The sequence below is a fragment of the Qipengyuania sp. RANM35 genome, from assembly GCF_041021145.2.
Classification (GTDB): Bacteria; Pseudomonadota; Alphaproteobacteria; order Sphingomonadales; family Sphingomonadaceae; genus Qipengyuania; species Qipengyuania soli.
The window spans coordinates 317319-344104 of sequence record NZ_CM196433.1 but is presented as its reverse complement, the minus strand read 5'-3'; the positions used below and the strand labels follow the sequence as shown (position 1 = coordinate 344104).

The window sequence follows — 26786 nt, the reverse complement described above, 5'->3', positions numbered from 1 at the left end:
GCTGTTATCGCTTCCAGAGGAACCAGAGCACGGCAGCATTTATCGCGGGAGCCGCGACTGCGGTCAGCCAGCCACCGAAGCCGAGCTTGTCGGCAACGAGGTTCCACGGCAGGCCGAGGGGCAGGAGGAACACACCGGACAACGGGTCTTTTTCTTGGCCGAACCATCCGAAGGTTCCCACCGCAAGCAGGAACAATGCGATGAGGTAGAGACCCAGAAATATGGAGAATGCCCACTTCATTGGCCAATGCTTACCATGGATCCCTTAAAAGGAAAATCAGCGCCGTCTTGGGCCTATATGTGTCGCCTAACCGCTTGGTACGCGGCGGCCGCCACGGTGTTAGCGAGGTTTAGCGAACGTACCTTTTCGGAACGCATCGGGAGACTGACCATCTGCGCCCGGTGAGCGGTGACGATCTCTTCCGGGATACCCTTGGTCTCGCGTCCGAAGACCAGATAGGCATCTTCCGGGTACTCGGGCTCGTAAAAGTTGCGCTCGGCATATTCCTCGAAAAGGAACAGCTGGTCATGGCGCGGTTTGCGTTCGGCGAGGAAGGCATCCCAGCTGGCAAATTCAACCAGCCTGATGTGCGGCCAGTAATCTAGTCCCGAGCGCTTGACCCGCTTGTCCGAGATCTCGAAGCCCAGCGGGTGGATCAGCACCAGTTCCATGTCGAGTGCGACGCAGGTGCGTCCCACCGCACCGGTGTTGCCGGGTATCTCGGGCTGGACAAGGACGATGGAAGTCATCGTCCCCGCCTAGTGCCCAAGGACCGGTCATTCCAGAGGGAGGTAGAGCTCCGTCACCATTTCGCTCTCGGGCATGCCAGGGCCGAAATTGCTCCGTTCACAGAACAGGGGGAAGTCGCGCAGCGTTTCCCCGCTCTGTGGCAACCAGTCGCGGTAGAGCCAGGTCGCGGGCACTTCGAGCTCGTCATTGACGCCCGTAAGCTTTAGGCGCGCACAGCGTCCGCCAGCGATGGCAGAGCGTTCCATGCCCTCGCTCGGTTCTAGACCCCGTACCGCTTCGCATGCCAGATCGATGCGGAAATCCTCGGGCGCCACATCACGGCCGCCATAGAACATGTTGAAGGTGCGGGCGACCTGCGGCCCGACCCTGTTCGCTTTCCGCCACTCGATGAACCGCGCAATCGACGGCTGGACTATCGCCGGATCGCCCCGGTGACTGAGCACGATGATCGGCGTTTCGGCGAAATCGACGATCTCGACATCGCCTGGTTGGAAGTTCGAAGCCATGATGTGTTTCCTCGCGTTGTCGTACGGCGTGATTGCCGTTTGCCACGCGGCCCAGTCGGGTGCCTTGCGGAATGCGCTCGGGCTGACACCGAACTCCCCACGAAATGCCTTGGTGAAGGAATCAGGGGACTGGAACCCGGCGGCAAGGGCAATCTCGATGACCGGCAGTTCCGGCCTGCATGCCAATGCGAAAGCCGCACGCTTCATGCGCGAAAGGTTCACGTAGCGCTGGACGGAAATGCCGAAATTGGCACCGAACTGGCGATGGAAATGGAACTTGCTGAAGGCTGCGACCCCGGCCAATGCCTCCAGCCGCAGGTCGCCGTCGGGGTGCCGGTCGATATGATCCAGCACCCGCGCCATGCGCTTGCGATAGTTGTCGGCAGCCGTCGCGTTCATTCCATCCTCCGTGGCAGGGGATGGTTAGGCGAGGTCAAGCCGACGTGCCCGACCGATCTTGCGGTTCAGCCGAGCTTGTCCTTGAGGATCTGGTTGACCACTGCGGGATTGGCCTTGCCCTGCATCGCCTTCATCGTCTGGCCGACGAAGAAGCCGAAGAGCTTGTCCTTGCCGCTGCGGTATTCCTCGACCTTGTCGCCATTGGCGGCGATGATCGCATCGATCGCCTCCTCGATGGCACCCGTGTCACTGACCTGCTTGAGGCCTTCCGCCTCGGCGATTTCGGCAGGGGTGCGACCGGTCTTGAGGACGATCTCGAAAATCTCCTTGGCCTGGCCGCCGGAGATTTCGCCCTTGGCCTGCATGTCGAGGATGGCCGCCTGCGCTTCGGCCGTGGCATAGGCAGGATTGGCCTCGTCACCCAGTGCGTTCATTACCCCCGGCGCGACCGATAGTGCCCAGTTTGCGACCTGCGTCGCGACGTCCTTCTCCGGCTTGCCGATACCCTTGGCGGTGGCGGCAAGAAGCGTTTCGAAGCGGGCGAAAGTCTCGACCTCTGCGGTCAGTTCGCGCGCGTTGTACGGCGTCAGGCCCAGCTCGTTCTCATAGCGCGCGCGCTTGGCATCAGGCAGTTCGGGCAGCGATGCACGGCATTCCTCGAGGAAGCTGTCCTCAAGTTCGAGCGGCAACAGGTCCGGATCGGGGAAGTAGCGATAGTCGTGCGCGTCTTCCTTCGAACGCATGGTGCGGGTCGTGCCGGTGTTCGGATCGAACAGGCGCGTTTCCTGCTCCACCTTGCCGCCGTTCTCGATCACGTCGACCTGGCGGTTGGCTTCGTATTCGATGACCTGCATCACGAAGCGGACCGAATTGACGTTCTTGGTCTCGGTGCGGGTGCCGAATTCCTCACCCGGCTTGCGCACGCTGACGTTGACGTCGGCGCGCATCGAGCCTTCTTCCATGTTCCCGTCGCACGATCCGACATAGCGAAGGATCGAACGCAGCTTGCGGACATAGGCCCCGGCTTCGGCGGGCGAACGCATGTCGGGCTTCGACACGATCTCCATCAGCGCCACGCCGCTGCGGTTGAGATCGACATAGGACATGGTCGGGTGCTGGTCGTGCATCAGCTTGCCCGCGTCCTGCTCGACGTGGATGCGTTCGATGCCGATGACCTTGTCTGCGGGGATGCCCGCCTTCTCGTCGGCTTCGATGGTCAGCTGTCCCTCGCCCACGAGCGGGTGGTAGAGCTGGCTGATCTGGTATCCCTGCGGCAGGTCGGCATAGAAGTAGTTCTTGCGGTCGAACCGGCTCCACGCGTTGATCTGCGCCTCGATCGCCATGCCGGTGCGCACCGCCTGACGGATGCACTCGCGGTTTGGCACGGGCAGCATGCCGGGCATCGCCGCATCGACGAGGCTGACTTGCGTATTCGGCTCAGCCCCGAAGGCGGTAGCGGCGCCGGAAAACAGCTTGGACTTGGAGACGACCTGCGCGTGGACTTCGAGGCCGATCACGACCTCCCATTCGCCCGTGGCGCCCTGGATGCGGTAAGTGGATTCAGTCATGTTCTCGCCGATAGTGCAGTGCAGCGTGCGTGAAAAGGCTCACTTGTGCGGATTTGCGAAGCGCCGGCTCCATTCGCGCGCGGGCTCCTCGATATAGCGCCAGGCAAGCCACGCCGTACCGATGGCCAGGGCCAGCAGCGAGAGCGAGATTGCCGTGGCGAGCGCGGGCGGTGGAGCGACGCTGAGAAGACCGAACTTGTCGGGCTTCGTTGCGATCCAGTCTGGATGACCGGTCGCCTCGAACATGTGCGGGAGCAGGCGATTGGGCAGGATCACGTAGAACAGGTGCATCATGTAGAGCGCAAAAGAGAGCGTCCCGAGGGTCACCAGCGGTTGCCACTGAAGCACCCTGCTAACGATCCCTGCATCCCATGCGAAAACCAGCACCATGACAAGGAACAGCACGTCCATGCCCGGTATCCAGTTCGCGTACTTGCCCGGCAGCCAGAGCAACCAGACAAGCAGCGCGAATAGCGCGATTTCCATCATACTCGCCAGCAACACGCCGGGCTTCCTGCCTTCCATCCGGCGATAGAGCCAGCATGCCAGCACACCCAGCGGGAATGCCAGCAGTCCCCGCTGCAGCAGGCGACCGAAACCGGGCACGTTGAAGCCTGTCCACAGAGCCCATGCCGAGATCGCGGCGAGGAGGACCGCGATTGCAATCGCTGAGCGGCCACGCCCGAACATTGAAGCGGCAATAACGTAGAGCACCAGCTCCACTGCAACTGCCCAGCTGACCGGCGCATAGAAATTTCCGGCACCGGTGCGAAAGGCATCGAGCAGGAATATGCCGCGTACCAGCTCGGTGAGTGAATGTGCCTCGTGCAATACCGGGCGGAACAGGGCGAATTCGAGGATCACGAACAGGAGGACGGTCGCGATGTGGAGCGGGTACATTCGCCCCAACCGCACCAGTACGAAACCGGTCCGCGGATAGCCCATGGCCAACCGCTCGCCATAGCTCCAGGTGATGACGAAGCCCGACAGGATGAAGAAGAAGTCGACCAGCATCCAGCCGTAGCGGAACGGCGGCAGGCCGGCGACCCAGCCGAAATCACCCATGTGGTAGAACACAATCGCCAGCGCGGCGAGCCCGCGCAGGGAATCGAGCGCGATGAAGCGATGCGCTGCGGCAGCCCTTGAAGCAGCCGCGGAAGGCGCCTCTACCACCACTTCTCCGGCTTCGCCGCGAACGCGGCGCGCTGTTCGATAGCGAGGCCGACGTTCAGCACACCCTGCTCGTCGAAGGGCTTGCCGACGATCTGCAGGCCGAGCGGGAGGCCGTCCGAGTTGAGCATTGCGGGCACGCTCATCGCAGGCAGGCCGGCAAGCGACGCAGGAACGGCGAAGACGTCGTTGAGGTACATCGTCAGCGGGTCTTCGTTGAGCGAGCCCAACGGGAAGCTGGCAGTCGGAGTGGTCGGCGCGAGGATCGCGTCGCACTGGCTCCACGCTTCCGCGAAGTCGCGGGCGACGAGCGCGCGGACCTTCTGCGCCTGCGTGTAATAGGCGTCGTAGAAACCCGCGCTCAGCACGTAGGTGCCGATGAGGATGCGGCGCTTGACCTCGTCGCCGAAACCGGCGGCGCGGGTGGCTGCATACATATCCTGCAAACCTGCCCCGTCCGGCAGGTCGCGCAAGCCGTAACGCACGCCGTCGTAGCGCGCGAGGTTGGACGAGGCCTCGGCCGGAGCGATGATGTAGTAGGCAGGCAGCGCGTACTTCGTATGCGGCAGCGAGATATCGACGATCTCCGCGCCCGCATCGCGCAGCCATTCCTTGCCCTGTTCCCAGGACTTGAGGATTTCCTCGTCGGTCCCTTCCATGCGGTATTCGCGCGGAATGCCGATCTTCTTGCCCTTGAGGTCGGCGGAAAGGCCCGCTTCCCACGCGGGAACATCCATCTTCAGGCTGGTAGCGTCCTTGGGATCGAAACCGGCCATGGCCTCGAGCATGATCGCGCAGTCTTCAACGCTGCGGGCCATCGGACCGGCCTGGTCGAGGCTGGATGCGAACGCGACGACACCCCAGCGGCTGCAGCGGCCGTAGGTCGGCTTGATGCCGCAAATGCCGGTGAAAGCGGCAGGCTGGCGGATCGAGCCGCCGGTGTCGGTGCCGGTCGCAGCGGGCGCTATGCGCGCGGCAACCGAAGCTGACGAGCCACCCGACGAACCGCCCGGGCTCATCGCGGCGTTGCTGCCAGCCTTCTGCCACGGCGAGGTGACATTGCCGAAATAGGAAGTCTCGTTCGACGAACCCATCGCGAACTGGTCGAGATTGAGCTTGCCCAGCATGCCCGCGCCCGCGTCCCACAGCTTCTGCGAAACGGTGCTCTCGTATTCGGGCTTGAAGCCTTCGAGGATGTGGCTCGCGGCAGTGGTCTGGACGCCTCTGGTGGCGAACAGGTCCTTCATGCCGATGGGCACGCCGCCCATCTTGCCAAGCTCCTCGCCCTTGGCGCGCTTTGCATCGGTCGCATCAGCGGCGGCGAGCGCATGTTCGGGGGTGGTGACAATGAAGGCGTTGAGGCTGGCAGCCTCGGCCACCGCGGCGTTGAACACCTCGGCCACTTCGCGCGCAGTGAATTCGCCGCCAGCAACGCCGTCGCGGATGGCCTTGACGCCAAGGTCGGTAAGCGCGCTCATTATTCAATCACCTTGGGAACGCCGAAGAAGCCGTGTTCTGCAGCGGGGGCGTTCGCGAGGACATCCTCGCGGCGGCCACCGGCGGTGAACGGATCGGCATCGACCACGTCATCGCGCAGGCGCAGGTGGTTTTCGATAACCGCAGTCATCGGCTCGACGCCGGTCGCGTCGACCTCGCCCAGCTGTTCGACCCACTTCAGGATGCCGTTCAATTCGGGCACCATGCGTTCGAGTTCCGCATCGCCCATCTTGATGCGGGCGAGCGAGGCGATCTTCGCCACTTCTTCACGTGTTACGGACATGCGAGCGCGTTAGCCGCGCGAAGGCCGCGCTTCAAGCGGTCATGCTGCACTGCAATGCTATTCGAACGGATCGCCTGCAGGCTTCCCGTCGATATAGACCCGCCTGCCCTTCCATTCGCGGATCTCCACCTGAGAATCCGCCTTCTGTTCGGGGTTCTGCGGCCCGGGGACATTGCCGACATCCAGAACGAAGGAATCTTCCCCCGAGGTGCCCTTCTCTCTCAACAGGACTCGGCGATTGACCGTACCGTTCTGGACGTAGGCAACCCACCGGCCGCCACCAGGTCGTGGTCCTGCGTCGATTGCGACGCACGGGGCCATGCAGAGGTACGGATTATTGCGCACATCCTCCCGTATCGCCTCTTGCAGGACCGCATCGCCGGCATCGATGCGAAGGTTCGCAATTCGCTCATCCAGCTTGTCGCGATTTTCATTGAGCCAGCGGTGAGGGCGGGATTCGCGCTGTTCGGCTTCGCGGGCAAGCTTCGCAACCTGAGGATTTGAATTCTTCGTGAGAGAGGCCAGAACCTCGCGCCCCGCGTTACCGAAATCCCACCGCAGCGCATCGTAATCGAAATCGTCGACGCTCACCTTGCCCGCATCCAGTCGTGCCACCTGGTTGCGCGCAGAAATTGCTCCGAAGTCGAGGATTGGCATTGCCAGCAACAGGGCGAGGACACAGGTCGCGACTGCGAGATGCAGGTTCGCCTGACGCTGCGTGTCCCACCCGTGTCGGCGACTGCGGATCGCAGCAACGAAATAGGCAACGCCGTAGGCCACTGCGACCATGATCGCGATGAGGCCCCAGATGCGTTCGGGGCTGAGGCCGTATTCGGCGATACGTGTACCCATCGAAATCGCCGCAAGGATGGCCAGCGGCAGGATGCCGACTGCCAGCACAAATGCCGCCCCCCGCATGATGCGCGACTTGCTACCGGATTCGTCGCTGTTACGCAGCACGGCATTGACCAGCACGAAGCTCGCTGCCGCGATTGCGAGCAGCATTGGTGTCGCACTGCGCGTTGCTTCCCACAGGACGTCGAGCCCGCTGAAAAGTACCGCCAAAAGGAACAGTGCCACAGCGAAAGCGAGGGGAACCGCGATCAGCGAGAAGACCAGCATGACCACGTTCTGCAGCGTACCGAGAACCTTGATCTGGTTGCGCAGCACGCCCAGCGCGGCTCCGAACGCAAGACCGGAGAAAGTCCAGCCGAACCATCCTTCGTCGATGAGATCCTTCAGGAGATCGATCTTGATCGCGTGGAACAGCTGGGCCAGCAATGCCAGCACGAGCCAGGCAAGACCCGTGAACGCCAGCGCCCCGCCGCCGCTGATAGCGTCGGTCCACACGTGATAGTGCGTCTTCTGGTAGGAGGTTTGCCAGCGATATCGGTGGAACCCGGCCTGGAAGAGCGGCACCGCAAGCAATGCCGACACCACGCCTGCGGCAAGCCAGAAGGTCGCCGCCTCGTAATGTTCGACCTCGGCAGCGACCCGCCAGGCAATGCCGCCCATGACGAGGCCGACAAGCGCAGAGAACAGGTCGGCACGCCGCCAATTCTCCCGTTCGAGAGTCAGCCCGGCGCAGATCGGCCCAAAGAAGGCCAATGCCATGAGCGCCGCTCGCCATGGCTCGGGGTCACCATCAAAACCGTCCGCAGCCAGCCAGACTGAGAGACCGCCAAGTCCAAGGAGAGCGGCAAGGATCCAGGGCCGCAGGGGCCACTCGTGTTCGTCGCCCGCCTTGTCCTCAGTCACCTGCGCCCTCCCTGGCGATGGAGATTATTGCGCGGGCGGAGCCCCCTCGGGCTGAGCCTGCTGTTGGCCCTGCTGCGCCTGCATCATCTGCTGGATAGCGGCGGCGCGCTGCTGGAAATCGTCGCGGCTCATGAAATCCACTATCTCGACATCGAACACGAGGTCCGCATTCGGCGGAATCGGCGAGCCCGGGGGCGGTTCGGCGCCATAGGCCTGGTCGGCCGGAATGGTCAGCGTGTACTTGCCGCCCTTCTGCATCTGGGTCAGGCCCTGGATGAAGCCGTCGATAATCGCGCCTTCCTCGAGCAGCAGCGGGTTGCCGTCGGGCAGCAGGCCGGGAGGAATGGGGAGCGGCTGCGACCGGTCGAATTCGGTCCCGTCCTTCAGCTTGCCCACGTATTTGACGAAAACCACATCGCCCAGCTTGGGGGAATCGCCCGTGCCGGCGGTGATCGTGTCGACCGACAGCCCCTTGGGGGCGGCTGCCCAGGCAAGGCCTGCGCCGAGCAGGACTGCCAAGAGGACGCCCAGCCACAGCTTGGTGAGCGAGCCCTTGGCGATGGGCTGGAGAGGTACGCGGGTAATCTCGGTCATGCGGATATGGTCCTGATACGCAAAGGGCGCGGATTGCTCCGCGCCCTCATGGCTTAGCTTGGATTTGCTGGCAACGGCTTACTTCGAGCCGTCACGCTCCATGCGCTTGCGCTCGAGCTTGCGGGCGCGGCGAACAGCAGCGGCCTTTTCGCGGGCGCGCTTTTCGCTCGGCTTCTCGTAGTGGCGGCGCAGCTTCATTTCGCGATACACGCCTTCACGCTGCAGCTTCTTCTTGAGCGCGCGGAGAGCCTGGTCGACATTGTTATCGCGAACCATAATCTGCATAAAAATCAACACCTCAACTTGCGGGCCAGAGCCCGCCGCAAGCGGGGTTTGCCTCCTTAATACGGGTTCGTCCAGAAAACGAAAAACGCGCCGAATCCCAAAGGGGCCGGCTCGAACGGGGGCGCACATACGGATTCGAGAGGGGAAAGGCAAGCGCTTTGGCGGCTTTCATAGGCGAGCCGTTGGCGCTAGGGGCTTGGGCGATGTCCGGCTTCTCCCCATTCATTGCCAGCCTGCACGTCGCCTTGGGCGGCGCGATCGGTGCCGTCATGCGTTACCAGCTGGGCCGGGGCATGACCCACTGGCTGGGCGTCCAGGCGGTCACGACCTTCCCATGGGCGACGCTGGCCGCCAACGCTTTCGGCAGCGTGCTGATGGGCTTTCTGGCCGGATGGCTCGCCCGCCACGGCAGCGGCGAGGGGGAGCAGCTGCGCTTGCTCCTCGGCGTAGGTTTGCTTGGTGGGTTCACCACCTTCAGCGCTTTCAGCCTCGAGATGGTCCTGCTGCTCGAACGCGGGCAATTCACCTTCGCCGCGCTTTATGCCGTGCTATCCTTTGCACTCGGGATCAGCGGGCTGATCTTCGGACTAACCGTAATGCGAGCCTACGGATGAAGACTTCCGACGAAGTGCGGCTGTTCACGGTCGATGCCGATGATGACGGCGTGCGCCTTGACCGCTGGTTCAAGCGCCACCTGCCGCAGGTCGGCTTCGGCACGGTGAGCAAGTGGGCACGGACGGGCCAGTTGCGTGTCGACGGCAAGCGCGTGAAGCCCGAGGACCGCATTGCGGCAGGCCAGACCGTCCGTGTGCCGCCAGGCGGCGATGCGCCGCACAAGAAGCCCAAGGCCAAACGCCAGCTCACCGAAGCCGAAATCGAACAGGCCCATGCGATGGTCATCCGCGAGGACAAGGGCGCCATCGTCCTCAACAAGCCCCCCGGCCTTGCGACGCAAGGCGGGACCGGCACCACGACCCACGTCGACGGCCTACTCGACGCGTTCGCGCCGGGCGAGGACGAGCCGCGTCCGCGCCTCGTCCACCGGCTCGACAAGGATACCTCCGGCGTCCTTCTCGTCGCCCGCACCCCGGGAAGCGCAGCGTTCTTCTCGAAGCGCTTCTCGGGCCGCAGTGCGAAGAAGGTATACTGGGCGCTGGTGGTCGGAGTGCCCGAGGTCGCACAGGGCATCATCGAGGCGCCGCTTGCCAAGCAGCCCGGTTCGGGTGGCGAGAAGATGCATGTCGATCACGAAGGCGGGCAGCCCGCCAAGACCAAGTACCGCGTCGTCGACAAGGCCGGACAGAAGGCTGCATGGCTCGAACTGGAGCCGCTCACCGGCCGCACGCACCAGCTTCGCGTGCACTGCGCAGCCATGGGCACGCCGATCGTCGGCGATGGCAAGTATGGCGGCAAGGATGCCTTCCTGACCGGATCGATCAGTCGCAAGATGCATCTCCATGCACGCCGGTTGATCATCGACAATCCCTCGGGCGGCAAGATCGATGTCACTGCCGACCTGCCCGAGCATTTCGCGGCCAGCCTCGAACAACTGGGCTTCAACGTGAACGCCAGCGACGCGACACCAATGCGCGACGATCCGCCGCCAAAATCGCGCGAGGAAAAGAAGCAGCAGGCCCGCCAGCACGCCAAGAACTATCGCAAGACGCGCAAAGGCGAACGCCGGGGTCGCCGCGATGCCGGACCCAAGGCGAAAACTGGACCCAAGTCCACCAAACCGCCCAAGGGCAAGCGCTGATGCACCCCAATCCGCTCTTTCGCAGCGGTGATGTCGCGCTGCTCGATGGGTTGGTGGAGGAAATCGGCTTCGGCATGGTGTTCATCACGACGCCGGACGGTCCGCGTGTCGCCCATACCCCCCTGTTGATGTCGGACGGTGGCTGCGTCCGGTTCCACCTGTCGCGCCGCAATGCGCTGGTCCCGCATCTCGAAGGGTCGCGCGCGCTCGTCGTCGTGAATGGTGCCGAAGGGTATGTCAGCCCCCGCTGGTACGCCAACCGCGATACCGTACCGACCTGGGATTATGTGACGATCGAGATGGAAGGCACGGTCCGCAAGCTCGACGAGGTCGAGCTCGAAGATTTCCTCTACCGCGCAATCGACCGGCACGAAGGTCGATTGGGCGGCGATCGCTGGTCCGCAGAGGAGACGAGCGCGGACAACTGGGCTCGCCAGCTGCGCGGCATCACCGGCTTCGAGATGGCAATCGATATCAGGCGGCCGACGTTCAAGCTCTCGCAGAAGCAGCCGCAAGAGGTGCGTGAAGCCATCGCCGCAGGACAGGTTGCAGCAGGGAATGCCCCCATCGCGCAGGCCATGGAGCGCTTTGCACCATGACACGTCTGGTCGTCTTCGATTGCGACGGAACCTTGGTCGATGGCCAGGCCGCAATCTGCGACACCATGGAACAGGCCTTTGCCATGGCGGGCCTGCCCACGCCCGACCGCCACGCCGTACGACGAATGGTCGGGCTCAGCCTGCCCTACGCCCTGCGCGAACTGGCCCCGCACGCCAGCGATGAGGAACGGGCCCGCGTCGTTGAGGCGTATAAGGACGGATATCGTTCGCTTCGCGTTTCGGGCGCGCTGCAGGAGCCGCTCTATGATGGCATCGGCGAACTGGTCGCTCGCCTGGACGCGGCGGGCTGGCTTCTCGGAGTGGCCACGGGGAAGAGCGACCGCGGCCTCAACGCGTGCCTTGAATCGCACGGTATCAGGCAGTTGTTCGTGACCTTGCAGACTGCCGACCGCCATCCCTCCAAGCCGCACCCCTCCATGCTGGAAACCGCGCTCGCCGAAGCGGGTGTCGAGCCCCAGGACGCGATCATGATTGGCGACACCAGTTTCGACATGGAAATGGCAGTAGCTGCAGGCGTGCGGGCAATCGGCGTTTCCTGGGGCTATCACGAAGCAGATGAACTCATGGCCACTGGAGCGAGCTGTGTGGCGGACACCATCGAACAATTGGAGGCATTGATCCTTGGCACAGAGTGACCCCGCGAAGGCCCGTTTCTGGGCCATGCAATGGATCCGGATTTCGGGGGTGATCCTGGCGGTCCTGGGCGCGATGATCCTCGCCCAGATCGTCGACCTACCCGCAATCGTCGGCTACATTTTCCTCTTCATCGGCGCACTCGACGTATTCATCATGCCGCTGCTTCTCGCCCGGAAGTGGAAGAGCGACAAGTGAAGCGTTTTTACAAGGATGTGACGGTCGCCGAAGTTAAGGGCGGCTGGCAGGTGCAGCTGGACGGCAGGGGCATCAAGACGCAGGGCGGCCAACAGCAGGTCCTCCCGACGCGCATCCTTGCGTCAGCCATGTCGTCGGAATGGTCGAAGCAGGGAGACGAAATCGACCCCGGCAAATTCCTGTTCCGCGATCATGCCGACTTCGCCATCGATGTGGTGGCCGCAGACCGCGAAACTGCAATCACCAAACTGCTGGCCTTCGCCGAGACCGATACGCTCTGCTATCGCGCGGACCCCGACGAGGCGTTCCATGCCCGCCAGCGCGAGGTATGGGACCCACTGCTGGACCATCTCGAAGGCCGGATGGGCGTCCGCTTCCAGCGCGTAAGCGGGGTGATGCACAGGCCCCAGCCGAAAGAGACGCTGGACCGGCTGCGCGAGCACCTCGCGACCCTCGACGATTTCACCCTTGCAGGCATGACCTCCATGGCCTCCCTCGCCGCATCACTGGCGGTGGCCCTGCTGGCCAATGACGATGCAATCAACGACCCGATGCTCCTCTGGCGTGATGCCAATCTCGAGGAGGAATGGCAGGCCGAACAATGGGGCCGCGAGGAAGAGGCCGAAGCGACGCGCGCGCGTAAGGGAGAGGAATTTTCCGCCGCGCAGGTCTTCGTTACGCTGGCGCAGGCCAGAAGCTAGGCAGCTCCTCCCGGGCCTACCAGCCCTGGTAACGTCGCCCGGACATGATCCAAGGCAATGTGAAATGCTTCGTGCCAGGTGTCGTCAGGATCGTGGTGCAGGGGATGCCAGAAGAACCGGAAAAGCCGGCCGCCGTCGTCGGGGGTGAGGAAATGCCAGCCATCAGGCAGGCCCAAGGTTGGGAACGCGAAAAAATGCCAGGTGGAGTCCGGAGTAACCGGCACAGGAACTCCCAGCTCCAAGCTTCCGTTACCCAGGACTAGTCCGCTCTCCTCCCTAGCTTCACGAATTGCTGCGGACAGAGGATCTTCGCCAGGCTCGATACCGCCCTTGATCAACTGATTCCCGGCCAGCGGGTGTTCGAAGGCCAAGACGTCCAAGATTCCTTTGACCTGTCGGTATGGCACCGAGCAGGCTTTGCGCTGGATCAGCCGACCCAATCCGCCACCTGAGCTGCAACATCGTTGGCTGCCTGGTTGAGTGCCGGTCCGACTGCTCCAACTTCGGCGGGTACGCCTGAAATGCGCGATTCAAACCGCTTGGTCGTTACGCTGGATCCTTCGCCGCTGCGCGCAGCGTCAAAGACCACAACGACCGACGATGTGCGCGCGTCGTAACCGAAGGAGCGAAGAGTGCCGCCCACACGGTCTATCGCGAGCGCCCCGGGATCGTCGCCGTCGATGACCATGCGGCCCGACTTTGCGCGAATGGTTTCGGCGATGAGGCGGCGGAAGAGGCGCGCCGGCCGTTCGACCCAGACCGCGTCCTTGAGATAGGCTAGTTCGGTGTCGCTCACCTGCACCGGCACGCGGGTGACATCGAGCGCCTGCGGTACGTCGAGTTCGACAAGCGCCAGCGAACTGCTGGACGAGCCTTGCGCGACCGTACCGGCCGCAGCCGTCGTCGCCGGAGTCAGGGTCAGGAGGCTTTCGGGCACTTTGCCACCGAGGCTGAGACAGCCGCCGAGCAGCAGCACGGGCGCCATGGCGGCGAGTGCGGTGATCCTGTTCATGCGTCGGTCCCTCACGGCTTGTACTCGGGCAATGGCTGGCTGGAGAGCAGCGCTCCGGCACCCTTCTCGTCTATCTTTTCTGTAACTTCGCGCAGTGCCTTGCTGGTCGCGCGAAGGTCCTTGAGCGTGGCTTCGGCTGCAGGAAGCGTGCTTTCGGTGAGCTGCTTGGTGGCCGGACGGGCCTCTTCCAGTGTCTGTTCGAGCGCAGCCGCAGCGCCGCTCGCCGATTTCAGCGTCGCGCGAAGCTGCTTGGCGATCTGCTCGCCTTCCTCGTTGAGAATCCGATCGGTCGACGCCGTCACCTTCTCGAACTGGTCGAGCGTTTCGCTCGCTTCGCGCAGGGTGACCTGCAGTTCGGCCATGGTCCTTTCGACCTGGGGTGCCGCGTCGGCAAGGCTCGCACTGGCGCGATTGGTATTGGCGAGGATCGCCGAAATCTCGCTCTGGTTCTTGTCGGACAGGAGCATGGTCAGGCGCTCGGTCAGCGTCGCAAGGCGCTCAAGCAGCAGCGGTGCGTTGGCGAGAATCTCGTTGAAGCCACCGGCCGCGGGCGGGATGATGGGCGCGCCCTCGGTGCAGGCGGTGGTCTCGCACGTAATTGGCGGAGCACCCGAACGTGCACCGTCGAGCATGATGGTCGAAACGCCGGTAAAGCTGCCCTGGATCGTGGCGACGGTGCCGACCAGGATCGGGACCTCTTCCTTCACCTTGATCCGGACGCGGACGAATTCGGGGTCCTTTTCCCACAGGACGATCTCGTCGACCTGCCCGACGGGAACGCCCGCAAAGCTGACCTGACTGCCATTGGCGAGGCCTGCCACCGACTGCTTGAAGAAGATGTCGTACTCTTTCTGCGAGCCGTTACCCAGCCGCGCGAGCCAGACGATGAAGAATGCCAGCGCGGCGAGGATCAACAATGTGACCACCCCCACCCAAACGTGATTTGCCCGCGTTTCCATTCCCTTGCCCTATGCCTTGCCCGGTGGCGTCTTGTCCAACGCTTTGACCGCATGAGCGGCCACCGGCATGTCCATGTGCCGCCGCAATTCGTCGAGTGCCTGCGCGGTGAGCGCCGCCCGGCCGCGGGGGCCGTTGAAGTATTCCTGGATCCACGGATGGTCGAGTTCCATCAGGTTCGGAACCGTGTCGACCGCGATCACGCGCTTGTCCGCCAACACGGCCACCCGGTCGCAGATCTCGTGCAGCGTATCGAGGTCGTGGGTGATCAGGAAAACGGTCAGGCCCAGCGTTGCCTTCAATTCCCGCGTCAAATTGTCGAATGCGGCTGCACCGATCGGGTCGAGGCCCGCCGTCGGTTCGTCGAGGAAGAGCAGTTCGGGATCGAGCGCCAGCGCGCGGGCGAGGCCGGCGCGCTTCTTCATGCCGCCCGAAAGCTCGCTCGGATATTTGCTCACCGCCTCTTCCGGAAGGCCCGACAGCATCACCTTGTAACGGGCGATTTCCTCCAGCAGCCGGTGGGGGATTTCCGGGTAGAATTGCTTGAGCGGAACCTGCACGTTTTCGCCCACGGTAAGGGTCGAAAACAGCGCACCGCCCTGGAACAGCACGCCCCATCGGTTGCGAACGCCGATTTCCTCATCAGGCTCGGCGTCGGTCATCGAACGGCCGAAGACCTTGATCTCGCCCTCGGCCGGAGTCTGCAGCCCGATGATCGAGCGCATCAGCACGCTCTTGCCCGTACCCGAGCCACCGACGACGCCAAGGATTTCGCCGCGCTTGACCTTGAGATCCAGATTCTCGTGAACGACCTGTTCCCCGAAGGCGTTCTTGAGGCCTTCGACAACGATGGGGTATTCGCCGCGGTAGCGTTCGTGACGCCCGAGGGTCCGGCCGGTTCCGTCCTCGGCCATCAGCCCCACCCCACTTCGGTGAAGAAGACCGCGAAGAATGCGTCGAGCACGATGACGGCGAAGATAGCCGAGACGACTGCCATGGTCGTGCGCAGGCCCACTTCCTCCGAATTCCCTTCGACCTTCATGCCGTGGTAGCAGCCGGCAAGGCCGACGATGAGGCCGAAGACCGGCGCCTTGACCAGGCCGACCCACAGGTCATGGAGCGGCACAACTTCCTGGATTCGCGAAAGGAAGCTCCAGAACGGAATGCCGAGCATCAGGTCGCCGACCACGGCACCGCCGACGATTGCGACGACCGAGCTGTAGAAGCCCAGGATGATCATCATGAAAGTACATGCGAGTATGCGCGGGATGACCAGCGCCTCCATCGGCGCGATGCCGATCGTCCGCATGGCATCGACCTCTTCGGTCAGTTTCATCGTGCCGATCTGCGCGGCAAAGGCGCTGCCCGATCGGCCGGCAACCATGATCGCGGTCATCAGGACGCCGAGTTCACGCAAGGTGATGCGGCCGACGAGGTTCACAGTCAGCGTCTCGGCGCCGAACTGCTGCAACTGGACCGCGCCCTGCTGCGCGATGACGATACCGATGAGGAAGCTCATCAGCCCGATAATCGGCAGCGCCGCGACGCCAACGAGTTCGAACTGGCGGATGAGTGCGAGCCAGCGGAAGCGGGCCGGATGCCGGATGAGGTTCCCCGCAGCTGTAATCAGCGCGCCGAAGAAGCTTAGGACGCCCATGATACCGGTGCGGGCATTGAACACCTTGTCGCCCATGGCCGTCGGCACGCGTTCCCAGACCGGCAGCCGCGGCGCAGCGACCTCTTCGGTCCCGCGCATGCCTTGAAGGGCACCGATAAGACGTTTTGCGCGCTCGCTTGCCCCGACGATTTCGGCATCGTGATCGCTCGAAAGCGTACAGGCAACCCACGCGCCCACCGTGTCGATCTCGCTCACGGAGGACAAATCGACCTTGGCAATGGGGCCCTGAAGCGAGCGCAGTTCTGCATCGACCGCACCGATCGTCGAAACGAGGTATGGCCCCGAAAGCGCCAGTACCGCGCCCTCGCCTCCGCCTTGTCCGAGATCGTATTGTGCAAGCCCTGTCATGCGGGCGCGGGTATGCGGGGAAATCCGGCACTTAACAAGCGGCTATGCTCCCGGTGCCACAGCAACGTTGCATCGCAGCATGGGCGCTGGCAAAGGCGCGTCCCATGAGCACCGAACTGCCCAAGACATTCGACCCTGCGGAAATCGAGGCGCGCTGGTACGCGCATTGGGAGGAGAACGGCCTGTTCCGGCCCGATCGCCCGGACGCCGAGCCCTACACCATCGTCAATCCGCCGCCGAACGTCACCGGCAGTCTCCATATCGGCCACGCGCTCGACAACACGCTGCAGGACGTGGTGATCCGTTACGAACGCCTGCGCGGCAAGGATGCGCTGTGGGTCGTCGGGACCGACCATGCCGGCATCGCCACGCAGATGGTGGTCGAACGTCAACTGGAGGAACGCCAGGACAAGCGCACCAACTACAGCCGCGAGGATTTCGTGGCCAAGGTGTGGGAGTGGAAGGAGGAGAGCGGCGGAGCGATTACTCGCCAGCTGCGCCGGCTCGGCTGTTCGATGGACTGGTCGCGCGAGCAGTTCACGATGGACGATCACTTCAGCAATGCCGTGCTCAAGACCTTCGTCGACCTCTACAACGACGGCCTCATCTACCGCGACAAGCGGCTGGTGAACTGGGATGTGAAGCTCAAGACCGCGATCTCCGACCTCGAGGTCGAGACGCACGAGGTCAAGGGCGGCTTCTGGCACTTCCGCTATCCGCTGGCAGACGGCGTCACGACGTCGGAAGGCAAGGATTACCTCGTCGTCGCGACCACTCGGCCCGAAACGATGCTGGCCGACATGGCGGTGGCCGTTCACCCGGATGACGAGCGCTACAAGTCGGTCGTCGGCAAGGACATTCTCCAGCCGATCACCGGTCGACGCTTCAAGGTGGTCGCCGATGAGCACGCCGATCCCGAACTCGGCTCGGGCTGCGTGAAGATCACGCCAGGTCACGATTTCAACGACTTCGAGGTGGGTAAGCGCGCGGGCATGAAGCCTGCCGAGATGCTCAACATGCTCGATGCGGAAGGCAACGTCTGCCAGACCGCCGACGGGCTGGTCCCCGAAGAGTTCATCGGCCTGCACCGCTTCAAGCGTGACGGCGTCGATGGCGCACGCGAACTCGTCGTCGCGCGGATGAAGGAACTGGGATTCCTCATCCCGCATGTCACAAGGGACAAGGAAGGCAACGAAACCGAGCACGACGCCGAACCGCGTACGATCCAGACGCCCTTCGGCGACCGTGGCGGCGTGGTCATCGAACCCTGGCTGACCGACCAGTGGTACGTCGATGCCGAGACGCTGGCGAAAAAGCCGATCGAGGCCGTGAAGAGCGGCGCGATCGAAATCGTCCCGAAGAGCTGGGAGAAGACCTTCTTCAACTGGATGGAGAACATCCAGCCCTGGTGCGTTTCGCGCCAGCTGTGGTGGGGCCACCGCATTCCGGCTTGGTACGATGCCGAAGGCAAGCCCTACGTCGCACTCACCGAAGAAGAGGCACAAGCGCTCGCCGGGGAAGGTGTCGCGCTGACTCGCGACGAAGACGTCCTCGACACCTGGTTCTCCTCCGCGCTGTGGCCTTTCGCCACGCTTGGCTGGCCGGAAAAGACCGACCTGGTCGAAAAGCACTACCCCAACGACCTGCTCATTTCGGGTTTCGACATCCTGTTCTTCTGGGATGCCCGTATGATGATGATGGGCCAGTACAACACCGGGCAGAACCCCTGGCCGCGACTCTACCTCCACGGTCTCGTGCGCGCGGCGGACGGGCAGAAGATGTCCAAGTCCAAGGGCAACGTCGTCGATCCGCTAGGCCTCATTGACCAGTACGGCGCGGATGCGCTGCGCTTCTTCATGGCGGCGATGGAAAGCCAGGGCCGCGACATCAAGATGGATGACAGGCGCATCGAGGGCTATCGCAACTTCGCGACAAAGCTCTGGAATGCGACGCGTTTCTGCCAGTCGAACGGCATCGGCGCGAGCACGTCGATCGCTGCCCCTGCGGCAAACCATGCGGTCAACCGCTGGATCATCGGCGAGGTGGTCGAGACGCAAGGCCAGCTCGAAAGCGCGATGGCCGACCTGCGCTTCGATGCGGCGGCCAATACCATCTACCACTTCGTGTGGGACCGCTTCTGCGATTGGTATCTCGAACTCATCAAGGGCAATATCGATGACGAGACCAGGGCCGTCGCCGGATGGGTCCTCGACCAGATCCTCGTCATGCTGCACCCCTTCATGCCTTTCATCACCGAAGAACTGTGGTCGAAGCAGGGCGAGCGCGCGCATTATCCGCTCATCACCGCGAAGTGGCCCGAGCCGGGTGCGGCGGTGGATGCAGAGGCCAAGGCGGAAATAGACTGGCTGATCGCGCTGACCAGCGCGGTGCGCACTGCCAAGAACGAGCTTGGAATTTCGCCGGGTGCAAAGCTGGAAGCCTATGTCGCCAGCCCCTCGGCACTGGGCCAGCGCGTGATCGAGGCAAGCGGACCGGCGATCGAGCGGCTCGCCCGACTGACGCCGATCCACATGGCCGACGCTCCGGCCAGTGCAGCCATGCAGGTCTCGGCTGGCGAAGATGCCTTCATCGTCCCGCTCGAAGGCGTGATCGACATCGCAGCGGAAAAGGCTCGGCTCGACAAGGCGCTCGCTGCTTCGGCCAAGGAAGCCAAATCGCTCGAAGGTCGGCTCTCGAACGCGAACTTCGTCGAGCGGGCAGCGCCGGAAGCCGTCGAAAAGGCGCGCGCCGACCACGCGCATCACACGGCCGAAGTCGCTCGCCTCGAAGCTGCCTTGGCGCGGCTGGGATGATGTGCCGCTAGTCCTCGCCACGCAGGCTCCCGGCGAGCCGGAGATCTTCGCCAGCGTGCAGGGCGAAGGACCGAGTGCGGGCATGCCCTGCACCTTCGTGCGCCTGTCGCGCTGCAACCTCGCCTGCGTCTGGTGCGACACGGCCTACACCTGGCATTTTGAGGGCGACAACCGCCCGCACCGCGATGGCGTCGACTACGAACGCAAAGCCAACCAGCTGACACTCGACGAAGGCGAGGTTGCAGCGCGCATCACGGCACTCGGTCAGAAACGCCTTGTCATCACGGGCGGCGAACCGCTGCTGCAGGCCCCTGCCCTTGCACGCCTGCTCGACCTCCTGCCCGATATGACGGTTGAGGTGGAAACCAACGGCACCACCAAGGCGCCGACCGCGCTGGACGTCCGCATCGACCAGTTCAACGTCAGCCCGAAGCTGGCGCACAGCGGCAATCCTGCCGATCTCGCGCTTCTGCCGGAACGGCTCGATGCTTACGCCACCGACCCGCGCGCATGGTTCAAGTTCGTGATCGCCGAACCTTCGGACATCGACGAGGTCGTGACGCTGCGGACACGCTATCGCTTCCGGCCTGACCACGTCTTCCTGATGCCCGAGGGCACCGACAGCGCAACCCTGCGCGCACGCGAGAAGTGGCTCGCCCCGCTATGCGTCGAACACGGTTTCCGGATGAGCGACCGCCTGCATATCCACCTGTTCGGGGATACAAGGGGGACGTGAGGCTGAGATTTCCTCTCCATTTTGCCGCAAGGCCAAATGGGGAGGTGGCGCACGCCGCAGGCGTGTGACGGAGGGGCATCGGCGCTCCTGGCCCCTCCACCACCAGCCTTTCAGGCTGGCGATCCCCCTCCCCCCTTTCGCTGCGCAAAAGCAGGGAGGATTTCCAACATCAGCCCTGCGAACGCCAGCGCTGCACGGTTCGCTGGACGATGTCCTCTTCGCCGCCGGTCTTGTTCCAGAGGTCGACGAAGCTGGGGTCTTCCGAAGCCGGACGCTTGGCTTCCTCGAGATTGTCGAAGGCGACGCGGATCGGAATGGCGACACCCTCGCCGCAGATGATGCACTCGCGGTTGCGCAGCGCCGGGATGCTGTCGAGGAAGCCGCGCGCGCCTTCGGGCATGGCGGCCTTCACGAAGGCCTGGTCACGATCGTTGTTCAAGCGCATCGAGATGATAGTACCGCACTGCGACAGCACGCCTTCGGCAAGGTCGGACGGACGCTGTGTGATAAGGCCCAGCGAGATACCGTACTTACGGCCTTCCTTGGCGATACGGCTGAGGATTTTCCCGACCGAGTTGCCATCGGCATTTTTCTCGTTCGGCACGTAGCGGTGCGCTTCTTCGCAGACCAGCAGGATCGGGCTGGTGCGTTCCTCGCGGCCCCAGATGGCGAAGTCGAAGACGAGACGGCTGAGCACGGCGACCACGGTCGAGGTGATGTCCGAGGGCACGCCCGACACGTCGATGATCGAGATCGGCTTGCCGTTTGAAGGCATGCGGAAGATCTTGCCGATGAACTCGGCCATGGTGTCCGCCACCAGCATGCCGGAGAACATGAACTGGTAACGCGGGTCAGCCTTGATCTCGTCGAGCTTGTTCTTGATCCGCATGTAGGGCGCGGAAGTGGTCGACTTGTCGAGCTTGCCCATCTGGTCCTGGATCTCGTTTGAGAGATCCGAGAGCAGGTAGGGGATCGGACTATCGACAGTGATCTTGCCCATGCTTTCGGCAAGGCGGCTCTTCTGGCGCGCCTTGAGGAGACACTTGGCGAGAATGTCGGCGTCGACCTGACGCTCGTTGCCGTTCGAGGTCAGCAGCACTTCGCAGTGCTCCTCGAAATTCATGATCCAGTACGGCATCTGCAGGTTGGAGACGTCGAGGATCACGCCGGTCTGGCGGAAGGCGGCGGAATATTCGCCGTGCGGGTCGATCATCAGGATGTGCCCTTCGGGCGCGGCCTGGCAGATGCGGTGAAGGATCAGCGCGGCGCTGGTCGACTTACCGGTACCGGTCGATCCCAGCAGGGCGAAGTGCTTGCCCAGCATGGCATCGATGTAGATGCCGGCACGGATGTCCTTGGTCGGATAGACCTTGCCGATCGTCACGGCGCTGCGGCCGTCGCTGGCATAGACCTGCTTGAGGTCGGCGGTGCTCGCGGCGTAGACCATCGAGCCGGGGACCGGATAACGGGTCACACCGCGGCGGAAGCCGTGGAGGCGCCCCGTGAGCTTCTCCTCGATACCTTCGCCGAGGAAGTCGATGTTGGCGAGGATGCTGCCAGCCTTGCGGTCCTGGCGCTGGTTGCGAACGCTGGCGAGCAGCCAGTTGTTGCCTACACGGATCTTGATCTGGCTACCGACCTGCCCCGCCATGGCAACCGACGGATCGTCGTCGTCGGCACATTCGTTGAGGCGCTGGAGATCGATGGCGATCATCGAACCCGATCCTGCAATCTCGAGTACGACGCCGATCGGGTCGAGCGTGTTCTGGCTAATAGCTTCCGCCTCAGTGGTCGCGACCGGCGTATCGTCGGGTTGCTCGACTGGGGCAGGCTCGGGCTGTGTTTCCGCAACCGGGGCAGGTGGCACATCTGCAACGGGCTGATTATAGCTTTGCTGGTTCTGCGGTTCGTAGGCCGGGGGCGCTTCGGGCGCAGGCTCCGGCTCCGGATTGTGCACGTAGCCTGACGGCGAAGCATAGGACTGCGGCGCAACCGACTGTTCCGAACGACGGATGCGGTCGCGCAGCGAATTGCCGCGCGGCTGGGGCGGCTCCGCGCCATCTTCCTTGGATGGATCGAAAGTACGGAAGTTCTGGTTGCCCATATCGGTCATGGTCAGGTTCGGCCCCTCAGTCGCGCGAACTGCCCGCGCATGCCGCACCTACCTGCCCGAAGGCGGTTAAAATCCGGTCAACGATGTTGGACGAGGGAGTATCAGATCATCGCGAAGAGGCGGCCGGCCCCCCAGCCCATCGTTACCGACAGGGCCACTGCCAACAGGCCGTAAATCAGTGACCATTGTTGCGAATAGTAGGTCACCTGCTTTTCGAATCCGACTTTCACAACTTCGACGTCGGCCTGTGCCGACGCGATTACGCGCCCACCGGTTATGGCAAAGGTTTCCGCCGTATAGGTCCCGGTTATGACGCTGGAAGGGAGAGAGATGCGGGCCTGGTAAAGGACCTGCTCACTGATTTTCACACCCTGGAAATCTTCCTTGTAGAGTTCCTGGCGCGTCTTGAGATCGACAAGACCCGAGGCAAAGCGCGACTGCTGTTCGACGTCGATGACACCATTGGGCGACAGCTGGATGTATTGGGTGCCGAATTCGTAGATTGCAGCCGTCTTTTCGTCGACGATGTCCTGGATGGGACGAGACGAGGATACAGCGAAGAACGAGGGGACTGAGCGGAAATCGCTGCTGTCGGCATTGACCCACACGCCCGCAAACCGCGCCTTCTCGCGGATGCGGAGGGGCTGTGAGGGCCCCTTCAACACGACCACGATATCATACTTGTTACCTGCCTGAAGGCCACGCGGATCAAGGATCGCACCAAACAGGAGCAATTCCGTTCCCGTGAAGCCCTGACGCACCTGGATTTCGTGCTGGCTTACTTCCGGCACGAGGATCGGGTCACGTTGGCCCATCAGGACGAATGCGAAGACGAGGAGAAGCAGCGCCCTCATAGCGGTGACAACGTATAGATTTCGTCGGGTCGGTAAAACAGGCCCAGGAACATGCGGAAGGCAATCACGAGAACGATCGCAGCAAGGATCAGGCGCAGCATTTCCGGCTTGGCCTTGACCGCGATCTGCGAGCCGATCTGGGCCCCCGTGACAGATCCGACAAGCAGGAGGAACACCAGCACGATGTCGACTGCCTTGGTCGTCAGCGAGTGCATCATCGTGGTCGCCATGGTCACGAACAGGATATTGAACAGGCTGGTTCCCACGACGACATTGGCGCTCATGCCTAGGATGTAGAGCATGGCGGGCACCAAGATGAACCCGCCGCCGACACCCATGAGCATGGTGAGGATGCCCACCACCACACCGACAAGCAGCGGGGCCAGAGGCGATATGTAAAGGCCCGACTTGTAGAACCGCCAGCGCATGGGGAGGCTGGCGACCAAAGGATGATGCCGCCGCCGGGCGACCTGCTTGGAGCCGCCGCCGCGCAGCAGCTCGATCGATTCCTTGGCCATGAGCATTCCGATGGAACCGAGAAGCACGACGTAGAGCATGCTGATAACCACGTCGATCTGGCCGATCGACCGGAAGAAGCGGAACAGCAAGGAGCCGATGCCGGATCCAATGACGCCTCCTGCAATCATCACCGCACCCATGCGGTAGTCGACCCCGCCGCGGGCATTATGGGCAATAACCCCGGTTACGCTTGCGCCTGTGACCTGGGTCGAAGCGGATGCGGCTGCGACCGTCGGAGGAACACCAACGAAAATCAGCAGCGGTGTGGTCAGGAAGCCGCCGCCAACCCCGAACAGTCCAGAGAGAATACCGGTCAGGCCACCCAGCGCGACAATCCACAGTCCATTTACGGACATGTTCGCGATGGGGAGGTAGACGTCCATGAGCGGCCTCTACGTCACCAGCGTGCCGGTTGGAAGAGCCGCGTTTATTAGAATCCGCTAATAATCGTCAGGGCAGCGCCTGAACCGGGCTGGGCATCCCCCGCAACCCGCATCCTGTAGTCGGCGGACAAGGTGGTGGGCGCACCACCAAGCTTGAGATTGAGCTGCAATGACGGACCGACATCCAGCCTCGCGGAACCACGCTGCGCGCCGCCCCACGCCCCAAGAGCCACATCCACCTGACGCTCGCCCGAGCGGGCGACCTGCAAGGCGCCGTCGGCGAATGCAGTGCCGAACCGCCCACCGACGACACCAGCCTGGGCATAACCGCTGGCAGCGAGACCCAGCGGCAGGGGGGCGTCATCGACACCACCGGCGACGAAAGCCGCCGGTCTGATCTCGGTGTCATCTCCGCGACGGGTCGCGCGAAGCTCTGCGTGCGCCTTGATCGGCAGGGAACGGAGCGGACGGAACCCGAGACCCGAGGCCAATTCGCTTTCGCCGTCGCGCACCAAAGCCTTGGTGACACGGGCGTAGACTTGCGGTTCGCGGTGACTTCCCGGATCAAGCCGGAATGAAAAAACCGCCCCGGCCTGGCTTCCCCCATAGCTTGAAGGCCTGTCGACTAGGGCCACGTCGGACGTTGCGCCTTGTCTCAGCAATAGCCACGCATCGGCGTGCCAGCGGCGCTCGGATCGTTGCTGGCCCGGTAACATCGGTTGCGAATTGTTCGTTGCTCTGTCGGAGCGCTCGCGTTGGAGCAGTGCACTCACTTCACGGGGCATGGGCAATCCGGCCATGGCCGACAACCAGAGCAGGTTGTGGCCGGACGCATGAGCACCCGGCACGAAATGTTTCTCGTATTCCGAGGCATCATCGTCGGACCCGTCCCGCAGCATCGCGGACCATTCTGGGGAAGTGATTGGAGCCCGCTCAATCGACGGCAGCCGTTGTGAGTTGTCGACCGGATCGGCCAATCGACCACTCGCCCCTTCCGGCAGGCTGGTGGATACCGTGGCGGTCATGCGAACCGCCTCTCTCGCCTCATTCAAGGGGATCCAGGGTGTTTGCCAGGTAACGATCCGCAGCAGCACCCAGCTGGCGAGCAGAAGGCCGAGGAAGAGGATAGGTTGCCCCCTCCCGCTATCTTTCACGTCCATCATGCGACCCGGACCAGTTCGCGCCAGGGCACCATGGCCGGATGATCGCTGTGATCCGTCTTGTCCCAGGTTACCGGGCCACCGCGAAGTGTCTTGATATATGCGCCGAGCGCGCGGCGCCCGGCCATAATCGAAATAATATTGGATACCACGACGCGGGGGATTGCCAGCAAGCCTTGTCGCCACCCGAACTCGCGTGCAGTGAAAACGGCGCGGGACAGTGAACGGGCGGCAAGCCCCAGCACGTTGATGAGGAGGAGAAATCCTAGGAGCGGCGAATATTCGGAGGGGGCAACAATCCCCAGACCCGACGCAAGCCACCCCGCAGCGGTGATTGCAATCAGCAGATAAGCTGACGCAAGAAGTATCGCCGCCAAAGGTCCGCGCCTGTCACGCATCTGCATCCACAGATCTACCCAGGTACCGCGCCACCCGAGGCGATCCCACCCTTGCAGCGCGATACCATGCATCCACCGGGTTTTCTGCCGCACCGCGACATCGAGGCGCGAGGGAAAGAAGGCCCTCGTCGCAATGAGGCGACCATCCGAAGCCCGCGCCCTCAGGAAACGGCCCTTCCCGCCCAGCGCGGCGATCTTGAGGCCAAGCTCGTAGTCCTCCGTCAGCGACTGTCGTGCAAAGGGCTCTGGTCCCATGCGGGCCAAAATCTTCCTCGCAACGGCACACCCGACCCCTGCTCCGGGAATTGCGGCTCCCAATGCATCGCGCACGACCAGCGACTTGGCATGTGCTTCGGCAAATTCGTCGGAATAGTGGCTGCCGATGAAGCGCGAATTGCTCTGCGGCAGGGCCATAACCGGTAATTGTACGAAATCCGCACGCCACAGCGAGAGATCGAGCAAGGCGAGTGCCGCCGGGTCTACCATGTCCTCGGCGTCGTGCAGGACCACCATGCGCGCCTCGCGTCCATACCGCGCCTCGTCATCGCACAAGGCACGGTAGAGGCGGTTGAGGCAGTCGGCCTTGCTGGTCGGGCCGTCTTCGCCGTGGATTACCAGCCTGACGCGATTATCGCCTCGAGCCGATGCGACGACCGAAGCGATGGTCAGCGGATCATTGCGATAGCAACCGACGTAGAGCCGGAGATTGTCGTGCCCCCAGCTCGCCAGCAGGTGAGCAATCGTCGGGCCGATGACAGACGATTCCTGCCAAGCAGGGATGAAGATTGCCGCGTCGCCAGCCAGCAGCCTTTGCGGCAGGCTTTCGGTTCTGATGTGCGGCGTCGAAATCCGCCCCGTGATGCGCATCCAGAGATAGCTGAGATCGAGCGCAAACTCGTCGACTACGCCCACGGCGAAGAAAGCCGCCGTGAACAGCAGAAGCTCCCTGTGGAAGAGCAAATACCATTGCTCTCCAGATATTTGGTAGAAATCCACGACCCTGATCCCCCTGTCCCGGACTTGTAGCGATGCGACAGTTGAGTGGCAACGCCCTGTGTTGGACTTGCAAGTCGAGGCTCTTTCCTCAAAAGCGGGC

General features: G+C 63.1%; 28 protein-coding genes. 8 read left to right on the top strand and 20 right to left on the bottom strand.

What is annotated here, in order from left to right; translation table 11 throughout:
- Positions 1-4 precede the first annotated feature (4 nt).
- From RAM60_RS01710 to rpsU, 10 genes are all read right to left on the bottom strand, one after another.
- Positions 5-241, bottom strand: coding sequence for a hypothetical protein (locus RAM60_RS01710; RefSeq protein WP_369025838.1), 237 nt, complete (start codon positions 239-241; stop codon positions 5-7).
- A gap of 53 nt (positions 242-294) precedes the next feature.
- Positions 295-750, bottom strand: coding sequence for a tRNA (cytidine(34)-2'-O)-methyltransferase (locus RAM60_RS01705; RefSeq protein ID WP_369025839.1), 456 nt, complete (start codon positions 748-750; stop codon positions 295-297).
- 27 nt (positions 751-777) lie between these two features.
- The gene (locus RAM60_RS01700) at positions 778-1656 is read right to left on the bottom strand and encodes an AraC family transcriptional regulator (RefSeq protein WP_369025840.1); all 879 of its coding nucleotides are present in this window, start codon (positions 1654-1656) and stop codon (positions 778-780) included.
- A gap of 65 nt (positions 1657-1721) precedes the next feature.
- Entirely contained in the window at positions 1722-3224 is a 1503-nt protein-coding gene (gene gatB, locus RAM60_RS01695) for an Asp-tRNA(Asn)/Glu-tRNA(Gln) amidotransferase subunit GatB (protein ID WP_369025841.1), read from the bottom strand.
- A 39-nt stretch (positions 3225-3263) separates the two neighbouring features.
- On the bottom strand, positions 3264-4400 hold the full coding sequence (locus RAM60_RS01690) for an acyltransferase family protein (protein WP_369025842.1): 1137 nt from the start codon (positions 4398-4400) through the stop codon (positions 3264-3266).
- Positions 4391-5872: an Asp-tRNA(Asn)/Glu-tRNA(Gln) amidotransferase subunit GatA gene (gene gatA, locus RAM60_RS01685; protein WP_369025843.1), complete on the bottom strand. Its 1482-nt coding sequence runs from the start codon at positions 5870-5872 to the stop codon at positions 4391-4393. Before gatA ends, RAM60_RS01690 begins: the two co-directional genes overlap by 10 nt.
- Positions 5872-6174, bottom strand: coding sequence for an Asp-tRNA(Asn)/Glu-tRNA(Gln) amidotransferase subunit GatC (gatC, locus tag RAM60_RS01680; protein ID WP_369025844.1), 303 nt, complete (start codon positions 6172-6174; stop codon positions 5872-5874). Before gatC ends, gatA begins: the two co-directional genes overlap by 1 nt.
- 57 nt (positions 6175-6231) lie before the next feature.
- Positions 6232-7932 (bottom strand): DUF4153 domain-containing protein, encoded by a 1701-nt coding sequence (locus RAM60_RS01675; RefSeq protein ID WP_369025845.1) that lies wholly within the window; start codon positions 7930-7932, stop codon positions 6232-6234.
- Positions 7933-7956: 24 nt separating this feature from the next.
- The gene (locus RAM60_RS01670; protein ID WP_369025846.1) at positions 7957-8526 is read right to left on the bottom strand and encodes an FKBP-type peptidyl-prolyl cis-trans isomerase; all 570 of its coding nucleotides are present in this window, start codon (positions 8524-8526) and stop codon (positions 7957-7959) included.
- A 78-nt stretch (positions 8527-8604) separates the two neighbouring features.
- Positions 8605-8811, bottom strand: a complete 207-nt coding sequence (gene rpsU / locus RAM60_RS01665; protein WP_200982562.1) for a 30S ribosomal protein S21 — start codon at positions 8809-8811, stop codon at positions 8605-8607.
- A gap of 203 nt (positions 8812-9014) precedes the next feature.
- Between rpsU and crcB the strand changes: the two genes are divergently transcribed.
- Genes crcB through RAM60_RS01635 form a run of 6 tightly spaced genes read left to right on the top strand, consistent with a single transcriptional unit; the run spans position 9015 to position 12719 of the window.
- Positions 9015-9425 carry a fluoride efflux transporter CrcB gene (gene crcB / locus RAM60_RS01660; RefSeq protein WP_369025847.1) on the top strand — a complete coding sequence of 137 codons (411 nt, stop codon included), beginning with the start codon at positions 9015-9017 and terminating at the stop codon, positions 9423-9425.
- Complete coding sequence (locus tag RAM60_RS01655) at positions 9422-10567, top strand: RluA family pseudouridine synthase (protein ID WP_369025848.1); 1146 nt, start codon at positions 9422-9424, stop codon at positions 10565-10567. Before crcB ends, RAM60_RS01655 begins: the two co-directional genes overlap by 4 nt.
- Positions 10567-11166: an FMN-binding negative transcriptional regulator gene (locus tag RAM60_RS01650; protein ID WP_369025849.1), complete on the top strand. Its 600-nt coding sequence runs from the start codon at positions 10567-10569 to the stop codon at positions 11164-11166. The genes RAM60_RS01655 and RAM60_RS01650 overlap by 1 nt, the downstream gene beginning before the upstream one ends.
- Positions 11163-11822, top strand: coding sequence for an HAD-IA family hydrolase (locus RAM60_RS01645; protein WP_369025850.1), 660 nt, complete (start codon positions 11163-11165; stop codon positions 11820-11822). Before RAM60_RS01650 ends, RAM60_RS01645 begins: the two co-directional genes overlap by 4 nt.
- Entirely contained in the window at positions 11809-12018 is a 210-nt protein-coding gene (locus RAM60_RS01640; protein ID WP_200982552.1) for a hypothetical protein, read from the top strand. Before RAM60_RS01645 ends, RAM60_RS01640 begins: the two co-directional genes overlap by 14 nt.
- Positions 12015-12719, top strand: coding sequence for an ATP12 family chaperone protein (locus tag RAM60_RS01635; protein ID WP_369025852.1), 705 nt, complete (start codon positions 12015-12017; stop codon positions 12717-12719). The genes RAM60_RS01640 and RAM60_RS01635 overlap by 4 nt, the downstream gene beginning before the upstream one ends.
- Here RAM60_RS01635 and RAM60_RS01630 read toward each other — a convergent pair.
- The 5 genes from RAM60_RS01630 to RAM60_RS01610 are packed head-to-tail and all read right to left on the bottom strand — an operon-like array spanning position 12716 to position 16714.
- On the bottom strand, positions 12716-13090 hold the full coding sequence (locus RAM60_RS01630) for an NUDIX domain-containing protein (RefSeq protein ID WP_510640046.1): 375 nt from the start codon (positions 13088-13090) through the stop codon (positions 12716-12718). The genes RAM60_RS01635 and RAM60_RS01630 overlap by 4 nt on opposite strands.
- A gap of 56 nt (positions 13091-13146) precedes the next feature.
- Entirely contained in the window at positions 13147-13731 is a 585-nt protein-coding gene (locus tag RAM60_RS01625) for an ABC-type transport auxiliary lipoprotein family protein (protein ID WP_200982546.1), read from the bottom strand.
- 11 nt (positions 13732-13742) lie between these two features.
- Complete coding sequence (locus tag RAM60_RS01620; RefSeq protein ID WP_369025854.1) at positions 13743-14690, bottom strand: MlaD family protein; 948 nt, start codon at positions 14688-14690, stop codon at positions 13743-13745.
- Positions 14691-14699: 9 nt separating this feature from the next.
- The gene (locus RAM60_RS01615) at positions 14700-15602 is read right to left on the bottom strand and encodes an ABC transporter ATP-binding protein (RefSeq protein WP_369025855.1); all 903 of its coding nucleotides are present in this window, start codon (positions 15600-15602) and stop codon (positions 14700-14702) included.
- Positions 15602-16714 carry an ABC transporter permease gene (locus RAM60_RS01610; protein ID WP_200982540.1) on the bottom strand — a complete coding sequence of 371 codons (1113 nt, stop codon included), beginning with the start codon at positions 16712-16714 and terminating at the stop codon, positions 15602-15604. The genes RAM60_RS01615 and RAM60_RS01610 overlap by 1 nt, the downstream gene beginning before the upstream one ends.
- 104 nt (positions 16715-16818) lie before the next feature.
- On the opposite strand from RAM60_RS01610, the gene RAM60_RS01605 reads away from it, so the two are divergent.
- Complete coding sequence (locus tag RAM60_RS01605; protein ID WP_369025856.1) at positions 16819-19527, top strand: valine--tRNA ligase; 2709 nt, start codon at positions 16819-16821, stop codon at positions 19525-19527.
- Between the two features lies 1 nt (position 19528).
- Positions 19529-20263: a 7-carboxy-7-deazaguanine synthase QueE gene (locus RAM60_RS01600; protein WP_369025857.1), complete on the top strand. Its 735-nt coding sequence runs from the start codon at positions 19529-19531 to the stop codon at positions 20261-20263.
- 169 nt (positions 20264-20432) lie between these two features.
- On the opposite strand, the gene RAM60_RS01595 is transcribed toward RAM60_RS01600, so the two are convergent.
- From RAM60_RS01595 to RAM60_RS01575, 5 genes are all read right to left on the bottom strand, one after another.
- Entirely contained in the window at positions 20433-22376 is a 1944-nt protein-coding gene (locus RAM60_RS01595; protein ID WP_369025858.1) for an ATP-binding protein, read from the bottom strand.
- 101 nt (positions 22377-22477) lie between these two features.
- Positions 22478-23230 (bottom strand): TIGR02186 family protein, encoded by a 753-nt coding sequence (locus tag RAM60_RS01590; RefSeq protein WP_369025859.1) that lies wholly within the window; start codon positions 23228-23230, stop codon positions 22478-22480.
- A complete protein-coding gene (locus RAM60_RS01585; RefSeq protein WP_200982534.1) occupies positions 23227-24132 on the bottom strand; it encodes a sulfite exporter TauE/SafE family protein in 906 nt (301 codons plus the stop codon). Before RAM60_RS01585 ends, RAM60_RS01590 begins: the two co-directional genes overlap by 4 nt.
- A gap of 47 nt (positions 24133-24179) precedes the next feature.
- Entirely contained in the window at positions 24180-25295 is a 1116-nt protein-coding gene (locus tag RAM60_RS01580; RefSeq protein WP_369025860.1) for a hypothetical protein, read from the bottom strand.
- Positions 25292-26686 carry a glycosyl transferase family protein gene (locus RAM60_RS01575; RefSeq protein WP_369025861.1) on the bottom strand — a complete coding sequence of 465 codons (1395 nt, stop codon included), beginning with the start codon at positions 26684-26686 and terminating at the stop codon, positions 25292-25294. The genes RAM60_RS01580 and RAM60_RS01575 overlap by 4 nt, the downstream gene beginning before the upstream one ends.
- Between the last annotated feature and the right edge of the window lie 100 nt (positions 26687-26786).